Here is a 14,608-nt window from a genome sequence, read left to right on the forward strand (position 1 = left end):
CGACCCCCCGGGCTCAGCCCTTAGCGAGAACCTTCTCGATGGGTTTCGCGAGCTTCTCCGGCTTGGTGGTCGGCCCGAAACGGTCGACCACCTTGCCGTCGGCGTCGATGAGGAACTTGGTGAAGTTCCACTTGATCCGGCTGCCCAGCACGCCCGACTTCTGGTCGCGCAGCCACTTGTAGAGCGGGTGCGCGCCGTCGCCGTTCACCTCGATCTTCTCGTGCATCGGGAACGTGACGTCGTACCGCAGCGAGCAGAAGTTCTTGATCTCGTCGGCGTCGCCGGGCTCCTGGTGCCCGAACTGATCGCACGGGAAGCCGAGAACCACCAGCCCCTGCGGCCCGTACGTCTTGTTCAGCACCTCGAGGCCCTCGTACTGCGGCGTGAATCCGCACTGCGAAGCGGTGTTGACGATGAGGAGCGGCTTGCCCTTGTAGGCGGCGAGGTCGACGGGCTCGCCGTCGATGGTCGTGGCGGTGAAGTCGTATGCACTGGTCTCGGTCACCGCTCGACGCTACCGGCAGGAGGCCACATCGTGTTTGGTCTGTTCTCGGCGAGGGTAGACGCGGGCCATGACTCAGGACCACCGTGACGGCGACCCGGACGGCGGAATGAAGGAGGGCAGCTCGGAGCGCGAGCCTCGCGACGACGAGCGGACCTTCCGCGCACACGCCGGCGAGGCCATCGCCGATGCCCGGAACTGGCCCGGCTACTTCCTCATCGCACTGGGCCTCGGGGCCATGGGTCTCGGGCTCACTGCCGCAGGAGGCGGTTTCGAGGGGTGGGTGATGATCCTGTTCCCGGCCACCGTGATCCTCTGGGCCGCCGGTCTGACGTTGATCCTGCTCGAACGCAAGCGCGTCAAGAACGCCGAGGGCAAGGACCTGACGGACCCGTCGGGGCACTGATCGAGCTGTGCACGTGCCGAAACGGCTCGACGCTCGTACGTTGGAAGGGTGACCCAGTCTCCCAGTAGTCGAGATCCACACCCGCGCGCGACCACCCTCGGTGAACTCCGCGCGTCGGGACACGTCCAGAAGACAGTCAAGAACGAACTCCGCGACAACCTGCTCGACGCCCTGCGCGAGGGCCGCGACGCATGGCCCGGCATTCTCGGATTCGAGAACACCGTCCTTCCGCAGATCGAACGCGCAGTCCTCGCCCAGCACGACGTCGTTCTCCTCGGCGAGCGCGGGCAGGGCAAGACCCGCCTGCTCCGTACCCTCGCCACGCTGCTCGACGAGTGGACGCCCGTCATCGACGGCTCCGAGCTCGGTGAGCATCCCTACGACCCCATCACCCCCGCCTCGATCCGCCGGGCAGCCGAACTCGGCGACGATCTGCCGGTGTCCTGGCGCCATCGCTCCGAGCGGTACTCGGAGAAGCTGGCGACCCCGGACACGTCGGTGGCCGACCTCGTCGGCGACGTCGACCCCGTGAAGGTCGCCGAGGGCCGCAGCCTGGGCGATCCGGAGACGATCCACTTCGGCCTCGTGCCGCGTACCCACCGCGGGATCGTGGCGATCAACGAGCTGCCCGACCTCGCCGAGCGCATCCAGGTGTCGTTGCTCAACGTGATGGAGGAGCGCGACATCCAGATCCGTGGCTACACGGTGCGGTTGCCCCTCGACGTGCTCCTCGTCGCGAGTGCGAACCCGGAGGACTACACCAACCGCGGTCGGATCATCACTCCGCTGAAGGACCGGTTCGGCGCCGAGATCCGCACCCACTATCCGATCCTGCTGACCGACGAGATCGCGGTCATCGAGCAGGAGGCCGACCTCACCGCAGTCGTGCCGCCGCACGTGCTCGAGGTGCTGGCGCGGTTCACCCGGCTGCTGCGTGAATCGCCGTCGGTCGACCAGCGTTCCGGCGTCTCGGCTCGGTTCGCCGTCGCCGCCGCCGAGACCGTCGGCGCGGCCGCCGTGCACCGTGCCGCCGTGCTGGGCGAGTCCGATCCGGTGGCTCGACCCGTCGACACCCAGACGATCGTCGACGTCCTGCGGGGCAAGGTGGAGTTCGAGTCGGGCGAGGAGGGACGGGAGATCGAGGTTCTGAACCACCTGCTGCGGCGGGCCACAGCCGACACCGCACGGGACTCGCTCGGCGGTATCGACCTGGGCCCTCTCGTCACGGCCGTCGAGCAGGGTGAGCCCGTGATCACCGGTGATCGAGTCACCGCGAAGGTGCTGCTGAACGAGTTGCCGGATCTTCCTGTCATCGACGAGATCGCCGAGCGTCTGGGCGCGACCTCCGACGGTGAGCGCGCCGCGGCTGTCGAGCTCGCGCTCGAGGGTCTCTACCTCGCACGTCGCATCGGCAAGGACACCGGCGACGACGGGCAGACGGTGTACAGCTGATGGCGGGCCACAACTCCCGGTACGGGCCGTACGTCGACGGTCCGGATCCGCTGGCGCCACCCGTCGATCTGCGGGAGGCGCTCGACGCGATCGGTCAGGACGTTCTCGAAGGTGCGTCGCCGCGCCGCGCGATGCAGGAGATGTTGCGTCGCGGGACGAAGAACATGCGCGGCCTGGACGATCTCGCCGCGCGGGCGAACCGTCGTCGGCGGGAACTGCTGAAGAACAAGAATCTCGACGGCACCCTGCAGGAGGTGCGCGAGCTGTTGGACGAGGCGGTCCTCGAGGAGCGCAAGACCCTGGCCCGTGCGCTGGACGACGACGCCCGCTTCCAGGAGATGCAGATCGCCGAACTGCCTCCGTCGACGGCGCAGGCCGTGCGGGAGCTCGCCGACTACGACTGGCGCAGCAGCGAGGCGCGGGAGAACTACGAGAAGATCAAGGATCTGCTCGGCCGCGAGGTGCTCGATCAACGATTCAAGGGCATGAAGCAGGCACTCGAGGGGGCCACCGAGGAGGACCGTGCTCGGGTCGCCGAGATGCTGTCCGATCTCAACGACATGCTCGACGCCCATGCGCGCGGGGAGAACACCGACGAGCAGTTCGAGAAGTTCATGCGCGATCACGGTGAGTTCTTCCCCGAGAATCCCGAGACCATCGACGACCTGATCGATGCTCTCGCGGAGCGGTCCGCGGCAGCGCAGAGGCTGCGGAACTCGCTCTCCGCGGAGCAGCGTGCCGAGCTGGACGCGTTGGCGCAGCAGGCCTTCGGCAGCCAGGACCTGATGGACCAGCTGTCGCGACTCGACGCGAATCTGCAGTCGGCCCGGCCGGGGGAGGACTGGGACTCCGCCCAGAAGTTCCGCGGTCAGGAGGGCATGGGACTCGGCGACGGGACCGGTGTGCTGCAGGACATCGCCGAACTCGAGGAGCTGGGGGACCAGCTCTCGCAGCAGTACAACGGTGCGGCGCTCGACGATATCGACGCCGATGCGTTGCTGCGCCAACTGGGTCCGGAGGCGGCCGCGGACGCGCGGACGTTGGCGGACCTGGAGAAGGCGTTGCAGCAGGAGGGTTTCCTCGACAAGGGGGCCGACGGACAGTGGCGCCTGTCCCCGAAGGCCATGCGGCAGTTGGGGCAATCGGCTCTGAAGGACGTCGCGGGCGGCATGGCATCGCGCCGTGGTGAGCGTGACACCCGCCGAGCGGGCGCGATGGGCGAGCCCACCGGTGCGTCGCGCGCCTGGGAATTCGGCGACACCGAGCCGTGGGACGTCGTCCGGACGGTGACCAACGCCGTCCTGCGCACCGCGACGGAACCTCGCGGAGACGGCGAGACCGGAGTGCGTCTGGCCGTCACCGACGTCGAGATCAGCGAGACCGAGCAACGGTCACAGGCCGTGGTGGCCCTGCTGGTGGACACGTCGTTCTCCATGGTGATGGAGGGTCGCTGGGTTCCGATGAAGCGGACGGCGCTGGCGTTGAATCACCTCGTCAGCACGCGGTTCCGCGGCGACGATCTGACGATGATCGGTTTCGGACGACACGCGCAGACGCTCACACCGTCGGAACTGGCGGGGCTCGACGGCGCGTGGGACCAGGGCACCAACCTGCACCACGCGCTGATGCTGGCCACGGCGCACCTGCGGCGCAATCCCAACGCCCAACCCGTGGTGCTCATCGTCACGGACGGCGAGCCGACCGCCCATCTCGAACCAGACGGCCACGCCTTCTTCGATTATCCGCCGCATCCGCGGACCCTCGGGTTGACGGTCAGGGAGCTCGATAACCTGGCGAAGATCGGTGCGCAGGTGACGATCTTCCGGCTGGGAGACGATCCCGGTCTGGCCCGCGTCGTGGACCGGATGGCCCAGCGCGTGGGCGGGCGGGTCGTCGCACCCGATCTGGACGGACTCGGTGCCGCGGTGGTGAGCGACTATCTGAGCGCCCGCAGGAAGCGCTGAGCCGGCTCAGGTCCCGTTGAGCACCGTGCGGGTGCCCACCGGGGCCGCGAGCTGCAGCTCCATGGTCCCGTACACGGCGATCATGATGCAGGACTTGTCCTTCGCGGATTCGAGGGTGCCGGTCCGGACGGTGACCACCACCGTCTCCTCGGTCTCCTCCACGGTCGCGTCGGCGCCGTAGCACTCGGGAGTGCCGGTGACGAAGTGCACCGCGATCCGGTTGCCCGGCAGCGCGGTCCACGCCTCGAACGGTGTGGACTGCGCCATCACCAGCGACGCGCCGGGTGTGAACTCGGTGCCCACCTGGTCCGCGGCCACCTCGTGGGGAACCGGCGGTGAGCCGGGGACGGGCACGAGGTCGGTGGGGGACGCCGCGCCGGTCTCGAGGTCGCCGGCGTCGCCGGGGTCGGAGGAGCCGCATCCGCCGAGTGCGACACACAACAGCAGCCCCAGGGCGAACGACCTCATGACCTCCACGGTAGCGCGGCCGCGCGCGGGCCCGGCCGAGCTCGCTCCCACGGTCACGCGAGCAGCGCGGCGACGAGGGCGATGACGGGAACGGACACCAGCGTCGTGACGAACGCGGTGTCGCGTGCCAGCACGGTTCCGCGGCCGTAGCGGGTGGCGTAGATGAACACGTTCTGGGCGGTGGGAAGCGCTGCTATCACCACCACGGCGAAGAGGTCGTGGCCGTCGATGCGCCACACCCACCGCGCCAGGACGTAGGTGAGGACGGGCAGCACGGCGATCTTGAGAAAAGTCGCCAGCGCGACGTCGCGGCGCGGTCCGGCTCCCCGCTCGAGCACACGCACGCCCTGCAACGACATCCCGAAGGCGAGAAGTGCGCCCGGCACGCTGGCGCCGCCGAGCAGAGCGAACGGCTGCATCACGGGATCGGGCAGGCTCAGACCCGTCACGGCGAGCGCCAGTCCGGCGAGGCCGGCGAGGACGATCGGGTTGGTGAACGGGGCTGCCACGACACCGACCAGCGAGGTGCGTCGCGACGACGTCGACACGTCCAGGATCGTCAGGGCCAGCGGCGAATAGATCATGATCTGGAAGAGCAGCAGCGGCGCGACGAACGAGGCGTCGCCCAGGACGTACACGGCGATGGGGATGCCGAGGTTGGCCGCGTTGACGTAGGACGCGGCGAGCGCTCCGATGGTGGCCTCGGGGACCCTGCGCTTCGTGATCGTCAGGGCGATCACCAGATACAGGGCACCGACGAGCAGAGCCCCCACGGCCGTGATGGCAAGTGTGGGGGAGAAGATCACCGACAGGTCGGCGCGGGCGAGGGTGTCGAACAGCAGTGCCGGGGTGGCGACGAAGAACACCATCCGCCCCAGAACGAGTCCGCCGGACTCACCGAGTACGCCCGTACGGGCGACGACGTAGCCGATGAAGACGACCACGAAGATGACGGTGAATCCGGCGAGAACTCCTGACACGGCGGGGCCTGTCAGCCCCTACCGGTCGACACTCAGCGGGTGGTGAACGGGAGGAGCGCCATCTCGCGTGCGTTGCGCACGGCGGTGGCGACCTGACGCTGCTGCTGGGGGGTCAGTCCGGTGACACGGCGACTACGGATCTTGCCGCGATCGGAGATGAACTGACGCAGCAGGTTCACGTCCTTGTAGTCGACCTCGGTGATGCCCGCCGCGATGAGCGGGTTCTTCTTGGGCTTGCGATCCTTCTCGACCCGATCCTTCTTGGACGGGCCCCTCTTCACTGCCATGAGTTCTCCATCTCACCAACTGCTCTTGTGGACGCCGGGAAGTTCCCCGCGATGTGCTCTCTCTCGAACGCCGATGCGGGAGAGTCCGAATTTCCGGAGGTACCCGCGCGGGCGACCGTCCGCAGCGTCTCGATTGCGCAATCTTACCGGACTCGCATCGCGCGGTAGACGCTGGAGAGCCCGCTGCGCCGCGAACCGGTCCTCGTCGCTCGTCGAGGGCCTCCGGATCAGCTCTTTGAGCTCGTGGCGACGTGCCGCGTGGCGGGCGACGATCTCGGCCCGCTGGGTGTTGCGGGCGATCTTCGACTTCTTGGCCATCAGCGTTCCTCCCGGAAATCGACGTGTCGACGCACGACGGGGTCGTACTTGCGCAGCACCAACCGGTCGGGGTCGTTGCGCCGGTTCTTGCGAGTGACGTAGGTGTAGCCGGTGCCGGCGGTCGACTTCAGTTTCACGATCGGCCGGACGTCGGTGCTCTTGCTCGCCATGTCAGAACCTCTTTCCGGCTGCGATCAGACGAGTCACGACGGAATCGATGCCGTCGCGGTCGATGGTCTTGATCCCCTTCGCCGAGACCGTCAGCCGCACTCGTCGGCCGAGACTCGGTACGAAGTAGGTCTTGTGCTGCACGTTGGGGTTCCATCTTCGGCTCGTGCGGTGGTGGGAGTGCGAGACGGATTTCCCGAAGCTCGGTACCCGTCCTGTGACGTCGCAGTGCGCGGACATCGCGGACCCTTCCTCTCTGTCGACTGGTGACTTTATCGACAACAGTTGTCGACAAGCGCTGTGTCGGAACTGTACGCTCGGACGCCGGTAACTGACAATCGTTGTCGACAACTCGAAGAACCGAAAGGACGTGCAGTGCCGATGGAGAACCTCGAGGCGCCCGACAGGAGAACGCCCCTGGTCGTGGTGTGCGGGCCGGAGGATCTCGGCGCCGCGGTGAGCGCGACGTTCCAGGAGCCGGGCACGATCGTCCTGCACCACGACCTCTCCGACGCCACCGTCGGTGTCGTGCGGCGGCGGACGGTCCGGATGGACGACGACGGCACGCCGACCACCCGGGTCGTCGACCTGGCGGGTCTCGGGTGCTGCGTCTCCTGCCTGCTGCGGGAGGATCTGCTGCCCCTGCTGCGATCGGTCTCCGCGGACTCGTCCGTGCGACGCATCGTCGTCCGGGTCGATCCCTCGCTGGAGGTCGAGGCGATCTGCTGGGCGATCGAGAACACCGTCGTCACCGGCATGGTCGGCCGGGTGGACGCCACGGCGTCGCGAGACGTGCGCATCGAGGCGGTCGTCGGCTGCGTCGACGGCGCGACCTGGCTGTCCGACGCCACCGGCGACGAGCTCGTCGGCGAACGGGCGTTCCCGCCCGGGCCCGACGGCGGTCAGGTCGTGGATCTTCTCGACGACCGCACCGTCGCGCAGGTCGCCGTCGGCACCGTTCGAGGATCCGACCTGCTGGTCGTCGCGGACACCGGAGTCGATCGGTGGGACGCCGCGCGCCTCGATGCGGTACTGGCGCGGCTCGCACCACGCGCGCCGCGGGTCTGGATCCTGCCGGGCGAACGTCCGCGAGACCTGCTGGCCCGCGTTCCGGCGACGGCGCGGCGAGGACTCGTCGACGACGCCCACGCGCCACTGCTCGACGGGCAGCCGCCGCTGTCGGCGGAGTGCGGCGTCACCCTGGTCGAGTTCACGGACCGACGGCCGTTCCACCCGGGCCGGCTGCACGACGCGATCGATGTTCTCCTCGACGGTGTCGTCGCCACCCGCGGTCGGCTGTGGGTGGCCACGCAACCCGACGCCGTGCTGTGGCTCGAGTCCGCCGGCGGTGGGCTCCGGGTTGCCTCCGCGGGCTCGTGGCTCGCGGCCATGGCACCGGACGACTACGAGGAGGCGCCCACCGCCCGCCGCGCTCTCGCCGCACTCGCATGGGACGAGGAGTACGGGGACCGCGCGCAGTCGCTGGTGGTGCTGGTGCACGAGGCAGATCCCGAGCACGTGTACGCGGCGCTGTCCGACGCGCTGCTCACGCCGGACGAGCTCGAGACTCCCGAGCTCTGGGCCGAGTGGGCCGACCCTTTCGGGCAGTACCACGAAGATCCCTGCGAGACAGACAGTTCCGCCGTCGGGGCGGACGACGACAGAAGGGCTGCACAGTGAAGAAGAACGTACATCCGGACTACCATCCGGTCGTGTTCCAGGACTCCGGGACGGGATCGATGTTCCTGACGAGGTCGACCGTCACCAGCGATCGCACCGTCGAGTACTCGGACGGTCGCACATATCCGCTGGTGGTCGTCGACGTCACCAACGAGTCGCACCCGTTCTGGACCGGCGCGGCGCGGGTGATGGACACGCAGGGACGCGTCGAGAAGTTCGAGCGTCGCTACGGCACCCGCACGAGAAAGGCCTGACCCGTGGCTGTTCCCAAGAGGAAGATGTCTCGCTCGAACACGCGCAGTCGACGCTCGCAGTGGAAGGCGACGCCGCCGGATCTGGTGTCCGTCACCGTCGGCGGCGTGACGCACCGGGTGCCGCGTCGGCTGGTGAAGGCGGTGCAGACGGGACTGTTGGACCCGTCACGACTGACCTGAGGGGCTAGCATCGCCGCATGAACGTCGACGTCACCCTGCTTCCCGGCATCGGGGTACGCAAGGATTTCGCGTTGTCCACGGGGCGACGCATCGGGGTCATCACGCGCAAGGACGGCACGAACGAGCTGATCGTGTCGAAGAAGGAGGACCCGGACTCGACGCAGGCGTCGATCACGCTGACGAACGAGGAGGCGGCGGCGCTCGGCAACCTGCTGGGCACACCGCAACTCGTCGCGCAGCTGGGGGAGGAGCACCGCGACCTCCCCGGTATCCGGACCCGGCAGTTGCCGATCCACGAGGGATCCCGCTTCGACGGCCGACTTCTCGGCGACACCGCCATGCGGACCAAGACCGGGGTGTCCATCGTGGCGGTCATGCGGGCGGGGCAGGTCCAGCCGTCGCCGCCGCCGAACTTCACCCTCGTCTCGGGCGACCTGCTCGTCGTCGTCGGAACGAGCGACGGTCTCGATCACGCAGCGAAGATCCTCGGTAGCTGACGGGTGGGAGAGACTGCGCTCGGACTGACCGAGCTGGGCGCTGTCTTCTTCGCGCTGGGGTTGCTCGCCAGGCTCGCGTCGCGGATCGGCATGTCCCCCATCCCGTTCTATCTGCTCGCCGGGTTGTTCTTCGGCAACGGCGGCATCGTCGAGCTCGACGGCATCGACGACTTCACCCATCTCGCGAGCGAGATCGGCGTGGTGCTGCTGCTCCTGCTCCTCGGACTCGAGTACACCGCGAACGAACTGGTCACCGGGCTGCAACGGTCGTGGACCGCGGGCCTGGTCGACCTGGTGCTGAACTTCGTGCCCGGTGCGGTGACAGCGCTGATTCTCGGCTGGGGACCGATCGGCGCCCTGGTGCTCGGCGGTGTCACCTACATCTCGTCGTCCGGCATCGTCGCCAAGGTGCTCGGTGACCTGGGCCGACTGGGCAACCGCGAGACGCCCGTCGTGCTGTCCATCCTGGTGTTCGAGGACCTTATGATGGCGCTCTATCTGCCGATCCTCACCGCGGTGCTCGGCGGCGTCAGCATTCTCGGCGGCGCCGAGGCCGTGGGGATCTCCCTGTTGGTCGTCGCCGTCGTGCTGGTCGTCGCACTGCGGTACGGGTGGGTGGTGTCGAAGGTGGTCGCCAGCCGGGACCGAGAGGTGGTGCTGCTGAAAGTCTTCGGGCTCGCCCTCCTGGTGGCCGGAATCGCGTCGGCGATGCAGGTGTCCGCGGCCGTGGGTGCGTTCCTGCTCGGGATCGCCATCTCGGGATCCACCGCCCAGGCCGCCACCCGGGTGCTCGAGCCCTTGCGTGACCTGTTCGCGGCCATCTTCTTCGTCGTGTTCGGGTTCAACACCGACCCGCGCTCGATCCCGCCCGTCCTCGGGTACGCGGTGCTGCTCGCGGTCATCACCGCGGTGACCAAGGTGGCCACCGGCGCGTGGGCCGCGAAGCAGATCGGCGTGGGACAGCTGGGCCGGATGCGTGCCGGGGCAGCACTGATCGCGCGCGGCGAGTTCTCCATCGTCATCGCGGGTCTGGCCGTCGCGGCCGGCGCCGTGGAGAGCGAGCTGGCCGCACTCGCCACGGCCTACGTGCTGATCATGGCCGTCGCCGGACCCATCGCAGCCAGGGTCGTCGAGCCCGTGACGCTGCGCGTGCTGGCGGCGCGGGGTCCGACGTCATGAGACCGGCCTGTTGCAGCGATGCCTTCTTCGCCAAGAGCGCTGCCCGAGCCGCTGACCGGTCCCGGGTCCACTGCGCGACCACCTCGTCGGCGTCGACGCGGCCGATGGGTACCTGAGGTCCCACGGGCGCCCGCAGCCAGTCCATGATGCGCGCGTTCAGGTCCTTGACGATCGCACGGACCGCGTCCTCGGACCGTACGTCCCGCAGCGCCTCCGGGAGACGCTCGACCTCCTTGCGCAGGCGGAGCGGCGTCGGCAGAAGAGCATCGCCCGAGAGGTTCTCGCGCTTCAGATACCCCCGCACCCAGGACAACTCGTCGGTGCTCGACGGCGGGATCGGCTTGCCGAGGCCCGGCAGGTTCTCGAAGGCGCCGTTCTCCTGAGCGGACGCGATCTGCCGGTCCACCCACGTCTGGACACTGATGTCCGACGGCTTGCGTTCCGTCATGCGACGAGACCTCCTGCGCTGCTGTGCCTATCCGACGGGGTCGGACCCGAGCTCCTCCACGAAGTCGCGGACCAGTTGCTCCGCGATCACCCGAGCCTTGACGTTGGCGGCCTGACTCATCGTCGCGATGTGGTCGAAGGCCGCCTCCGGCGACATCCGCTGCGTGACCATCAGCAGGCCCACTGCCTGACTCAGGACACTGCGGCTGTCGAGCGCCGTGCGCAGCGAGGACACCTCGCGTTGCGCGCTGCCGAGCAGCTGCTCCCGCAACCGGGCGAGCTCGAGGTGCACCCGGACACGTGCGACGAGCTCCGCCGGCTGGAACGGCTTGGTCACGTAGTCGTCCGCACCGAGGCGGAGGCCTTCGACGACCGACTCGGATCCCGCACGTGCACTGAGCAACACGATCGGGACGCGCACCAGCCGGCCGTCGGACCTCGCCTCGTCGACGAGCGAGAGACCGGAGCGTCCCGGCAGCATGATGTCGCTGACGATGACGTCCGGCGGGTGGGCGCGGGCGTGCGCCATCGCGGAGTCGACATCGGCGAACATGGTCACGTGCCAGTTCTGTTCGCGGAGCAGTCCGACGAGGTAGTCGCGCATGTCGGCGTTGTCCTCGACGAGCACCACCTGGCGCTGATCGGGTGCCGGATCGGTCCGGACGCCGTCCAGCGGTCGCCAGGTGTCGGCTTCACCGATGTACCCGGCGCCCAACGCTTCCGCGACCTCCTGTGTGGTGGCGTCGGAGGCGGGCGGCGCGGACGCCACCGTGCGGGGAAGCGTCACGGTGAACGTGGATCCCGTGCCGTCCGGGCCGTCGCTCACGTCGATGGTGCCGTGCAGGGCGGCCACGAGGTCGCGCACCAGGGAGAGTCCGACGCCGGACCCCTCGCGGCTGCGACCGGCGGCGGCCGCGACCTGATAGAACCGGTCGAAGATCTTCGCTCGGTCGGCCTCGGGGACACCCGGTCCCGTGTCCGTGACCGTCAACGTCACCGTGTCCGCGTCGTCTCGCAGGCTGACGGTCACCGATCCCGCCGTCGTGAACTTGACCGCGTTGGACACCAGGTTCATCACCACGTGAGTCCACATCGTGCGGTCCATCTCGGCGAAGCGGTGGGTGACGTCGTCGAGTGCGAGGTGCAGTTCCACGCCGGCCCGCGCCGTCGCGTCGCGGAACATCGAGGCGCAGTCCGTGGTGAGCGAGACGATGTCGGTCGGTTCGAGAGACACGACGAATCCGTCGGCATCGCCGCGGGCGACGTCGAGCAGGGTGTCCACCAGTCGCTGCAGTCGCAGTGCCGCGCGCCGCGCGGTCTGCAGCGATCGCACCCGGTGCGGCGGCAGTGGGTTCTCCTGGTCGTCCACCACGTCGCCCAACGGACCCAGGAGCAGTGTCAGCGGGGTGCGGAACTCGTGGCTGACGTTCTCGAAGAACCGGGTCTTGGCAGCATCCAGCTCTTCCAGGTCGCGAGCCCGGCGGCGTTCTGCCGCATACGAGTACGCATCCGTCAGCGCCGTCGAGATGCGTCCGGCCACCAGATCGAGGAACACGCGGTACGGCTCGTCGAAGCGCCGCAACGCGCTGATGCCGGCCACGAGAACGCCGACGGGTCGGCCCGACGACGCGTGCAGGGGGAGCACGACGGCGGTCGTGCCCACGATCTCGCCGACACCGCTCGTGCTGACGCGATCGATCACGCCGCGATCGACGGTCGTGGCGGTGTGCGGCCGACCGGGGAGCGTCGTGGACGTCGAGGCGACGGGACGGATCTCGCCGAGTTCCGCGTCGTGGGTGGTGCGGAGGTGGATAGACGCGAACGGCACGTCGGCCTCGTTGCCGGCGAGCAGGTCCAGTGACGCCCGGCAGACGTCGTCGATGTCGCGGGAGGCCACGGAGATCGAGCCCAGCTCGTGCAGCACCGACATGCGGCGCTCCGCCAGCACCTGCTGGGTCACGTCGGTGGTGGCGACGAAGACCCCGTTCACCGTGTCGCCGGAACCGAGGATCGGGCTGTAGGAGAACGTGAAGAACGTCTCCTCGAGGTAGCCGAAACGGTCCAGCAGGACGCGCTGACGGGTGCGATGGACGGCGGTGCCGCGCAGGGCGTCGTGCGCCAACGGGCCGAGCTGCTCCCAGCCGACGCGCCAGCAGTCCGCGGCGCGCTGGCCCACGGCCTCGGGAAACAGGTCGCCTGCCATCGGGGTGTAGGCGTGGTTGAAGAGCTGGACCAGATCCTCGCCCCACCACACGAGCTGTCCCACCTCGGACGGGAACAGCGTGCGGATGGCGGTCACCAGTGCGTCCGGCCAGTTCTCGACCGGTCCGAGTGACGTCGTCGACCAGTCGAACTCGCGATGGGCGGTCGAGGTGGCGTCCGTGCCGGGGAACAGCTCGTCGCGGGTCGTCACGCGACCACGTGCATCATGCGAGCACACCCGTCATGCGCTGTGTGCTGTCGTCGTCCCCGGCATTCCTGATGAACCTTCCTCGCGCGTCTCCGTACAGTGTAAAGGTGCGCGCGGGGTGGTGACGACTGCGAGCGGATCAGGCCAGCGCACTCCCGGCGAGCCACTCGGACCACGGGACGCTCCAGTCACCGTTCTGCCACTGCTGCAGCGGTGCACCGCCGGTGTCGCGCACCTCGACGACGTCGCCGGGCACCGAGAAGTCGTAGAACCAGGACGCGTTGGCCCGGCTCAGGTTGAGGCAGCCGTGCGAGACGTCGGTGTTGCCCTGCGCCCACACGGTGTCCTCGAGTTCGTGCAGGTAGATGCCGTCGTTGCTGATGCGCGTCGCGTAGTTGATCGACTCCTTGTACCCGAGGCGCGAGTTCACCGGCAGCCCGTACGTCGAGGAGTCCATGATCACCGGGTTCGCCTTGTCCAGCACGGTGTAGACGCCGGGCTGAGTCCAGAACGTCAACGTCTGGCCACCGACGGTCTCGCTGCCGCCCATGCCCATCGACGTGGGCATGGTGCGCACGAGCGTGCCGTTCTCGTACACCTCTACCTGCTTGGTGTCGTCGTCGGCGACGGAGACGTGCGAGTCGCCGATGGTGAACGACGTGGTGACGTCCTCCTGTCCGAAGAGGCCCTCACCGACCTCGACGCCGTACACCTTCGCGGAGATGGTCACCGCGGTTCCGGGCGTGTAGTAGTTCTCCGGCCGCCAGTGGACGTTCTGGTCGTCGGCCCAGTACCAGGATCCGGTCACGGCGGGCGTGGTCTGGACGGACAGCGTGCGCTCGGCGGCGGCGCGGTCACCGATGGGCTCGTCGAAGTGCACCACCGCGACGATGCCGACGCCGAAGGTGCCCCCGTCCGTGAGCAGGTTGCCGCCCGACGTCACGAAGGACGGCAGCGTGTAGTTGTCCGGCTCCAGGGTCGTGAACGTGCTCGTCTGCTCGTGCGCGGCGCCGTCGGTCGCCTCGGTGTCGATCTCCAGTGAGTACTGCTTCCCGTAGCCGAGCGTGGTGGCCGGCTTCCAGGTGGATCCGTCGGGTGTCACGACCCCGTCGACGACGACACCGTCCGCGTTCGTCATCCGCACCGCGGTGATGGTGCCGTTCGACGCCGTCACGCTCACCGGCGCGAGCGGGTTGACGTCGGCCGCGCCGTCCGGCGGGTCGAGGGTGAGGGTCGGCGCGGGTGCGGCCTGCGTCGTCTCCGGCGCGCCGCCGGAATCACCTCCCGAGCCGCCGTCACTCGATCCGATGGTGCAGGCCGAGGCCAGCAGCATCACGAACGCGAGGCACGCCAGGAGAACGGTGCGGAGAAGGGCAGGACGGGACGACATGCGGGTGCTCCGTAAGGTGCGGAATC

The 14,608-nt window shown here is 68.7% G+C and carries 18 protein-coding genes; 8 read left to right on the top strand and 10 right to left on the bottom strand.

All coding sequences use genetic code 11. The features are described from left to right. Positions 1-13 precede the first annotated feature (13 nt). Positions 14-505, bottom strand: coding sequence for a glutathione peroxidase (locus tag HQ314_RS11360; protein ID WP_204866400.1), 492 nt, complete (start codon positions 503-505; stop codon positions 14-16). Between the two features lie 67 nt (positions 506-572). On the opposite strand from HQ314_RS11360, the gene HQ314_RS11365 reads away from it, so the two are divergent. From HQ314_RS11365 to HQ314_RS11375, 3 genes are read left to right on the top strand one after another with little or no spacing between them, the layout of a single operon-like run. After that, on the top strand, positions 573-908 hold the full coding sequence (locus HQ314_RS11365) for a hypothetical protein (RefSeq protein WP_082544594.1): 336 nt from the start codon (positions 573-575) through the stop codon (positions 906-908). A 48-nt stretch (positions 909-956) separates the two neighbouring features. Further along, on the top strand, positions 957-2,360 hold the full coding sequence (locus HQ314_RS11370; protein WP_222650122.1) for a sigma 54-interacting transcriptional regulator: 1,404 nt from the start codon (positions 957-959) through the stop codon (positions 2,358-2,360). Next, the gene (locus HQ314_RS11375) at positions 2,360-4,324 is read left to right on the top strand and encodes a VWA domain-containing protein (RefSeq protein WP_222650123.1); all 1,965 of its coding nucleotides are present in this window, start codon (positions 2,360-2,362) and stop codon (positions 4,322-4,324) included. The genes HQ314_RS11370 and HQ314_RS11375 overlap by 1 nt, the downstream gene beginning before the upstream one ends. A gap of 6 nt (positions 4,325-4,330) precedes the next feature. Here the strand turns inward: HQ314_RS11375 and HQ314_RS11380 are convergent, their stop codons facing one another. From HQ314_RS11380 to rpmB, 6 genes are read right to left on the bottom strand one after another with little or no spacing between them, the layout of a single operon-like run. Then, positions 4,331-4,792 (bottom strand): hypothetical protein, encoded by a 462-nt coding sequence (locus HQ314_RS11380; protein WP_027504144.1) that lies wholly within the window; start codon positions 4,790-4,792, stop codon positions 4,331-4,333. A gap of 53 nt (positions 4,793-4,845) precedes the next feature. Then, positions 4,846-5,772 carry an AEC family transporter gene (locus HQ314_RS11385; protein WP_222650124.1) on the bottom strand — a complete coding sequence of 309 codons (927 nt, stop codon included), beginning with the start codon at positions 5,770-5,772 and terminating at the stop codon, positions 4,846-4,848. Between the two features lie 32 nt (positions 5,773-5,804). Further along, the gene (gene rpsR, locus HQ314_RS11390) at positions 5,805-6,059 is read right to left on the bottom strand and encodes a 30S ribosomal protein S18 (RefSeq protein ID WP_027504142.1); all 255 of its coding nucleotides are present in this window, start codon (positions 6,057-6,059) and stop codon (positions 5,805-5,807) included. A gap of 12 nt (positions 6,060-6,071) precedes the next feature. After that, a complete protein-coding gene (gene rpsN, locus HQ314_RS11395; protein WP_027504141.1) occupies positions 6,072-6,377 on the bottom strand; it encodes a 30S ribosomal protein S14 in 306 nt (101 codons plus the stop codon). Next, on the bottom strand, positions 6,377-6,547 hold the full coding sequence (gene rpmG, locus HQ314_RS11400) for a 50S ribosomal protein L33 (protein WP_204866409.1): 171 nt from the start codon (positions 6,545-6,547) through the stop codon (positions 6,377-6,379). The genes rpsN and rpmG overlap by 1 nt, the downstream gene beginning before the upstream one ends. Before the next feature lies 1 nt (position 6,548). Beyond that, positions 6,549-6,785 (bottom strand): 50S ribosomal protein L28, encoded by a 237-nt coding sequence (gene rpmB / locus HQ314_RS11405; protein WP_204866411.1) that lies wholly within the window; start codon positions 6,783-6,785, stop codon positions 6,549-6,551. Between the two features lie 141 nt (positions 6,786-6,926). On the opposite strand from rpmB, the gene mrf reads away from it, so the two are divergent. From mrf to HQ314_RS11430, 5 genes are read left to right on the top strand one after another with little or no spacing between them, the layout of a single operon-like run. Then, positions 6,927-8,225, top strand: coding sequence for a ribosome hibernation factor-recruiting GTPase MRF (mrf, locus tag HQ314_RS11410; RefSeq protein WP_027504138.1), 1,299 nt, complete (start codon positions 6,927-6,929; stop codon positions 8,223-8,225). After that, entirely contained in the window at positions 8,222-8,479 is a 258-nt protein-coding gene (locus HQ314_RS11415; RefSeq protein WP_027504137.1) for a type B 50S ribosomal protein L31, read from the top strand. The genes mrf and HQ314_RS11415 overlap by 4 nt, the downstream gene beginning before the upstream one ends. A 3-nt stretch (positions 8,480-8,482) precedes the next feature. Then, positions 8,483-8,659, top strand: a complete 177-nt coding sequence (rpmF, locus tag HQ314_RS11420; RefSeq protein WP_056447007.1) for a 50S ribosomal protein L32 — start codon at positions 8,483-8,485, stop codon at positions 8,657-8,659. Between the two features lie 17 nt (positions 8,660-8,676). After that, on the top strand, positions 8,677-9,156 hold the full coding sequence (locus HQ314_RS11425) for a cation:proton antiporter regulatory subunit (protein WP_027504135.1): 480 nt from the start codon (positions 8,677-8,679) through the stop codon (positions 9,154-9,156). Between the two features lie 3 nt (positions 9,157-9,159). Then, the gene (locus HQ314_RS11430) at positions 9,160-10,335 is read left to right on the top strand and encodes a cation:proton antiporter (RefSeq protein WP_027504134.1); all 1,176 of its coding nucleotides are present in this window, start codon (positions 9,160-9,162) and stop codon (positions 10,333-10,335) included. Here HQ314_RS11430 and HQ314_RS11435 read toward each other — a convergent pair. From HQ314_RS11435 to HQ314_RS11445, 3 genes are all read right to left on the bottom strand, one after another. Next, positions 10,250-10,783, bottom strand: a complete 534-nt coding sequence (locus tag HQ314_RS11435; protein WP_222650125.1) for a DUF1992 domain-containing protein — start codon at positions 10,781-10,783, stop codon at positions 10,250-10,252. The genes HQ314_RS11430 and HQ314_RS11435 overlap by 86 nt on opposite strands. A 27-nt stretch (positions 10,784-10,810) precedes the next feature. Next, complete coding sequence (locus HQ314_RS11440) at positions 10,811-13,195, bottom strand: ATP-binding protein (RefSeq protein ID WP_222650126.1); 2,385 nt, start codon at positions 13,193-13,195, stop codon at positions 10,811-10,813. A 136-nt stretch (positions 13,196-13,331) separates the two neighbouring features. Next, positions 13,332-14,582, bottom strand: a complete 1,251-nt coding sequence (locus HQ314_RS11445; RefSeq protein ID WP_222650127.1) for an Ig-like domain-containing protein — start codon at positions 14,580-14,582, stop codon at positions 13,332-13,334. Positions 14,583-14,608 lie beyond the last annotated feature (26 nt).

The sequence above is a fragment of the Rhodococcus sp. BP-332 genome (assembly GCF_019836065.1).
Taxonomy (GTDB): Bacteria; Actinomycetota; Actinomycetes; order Mycobacteriales; family Mycobacteriaceae; genus Rhodococcoides.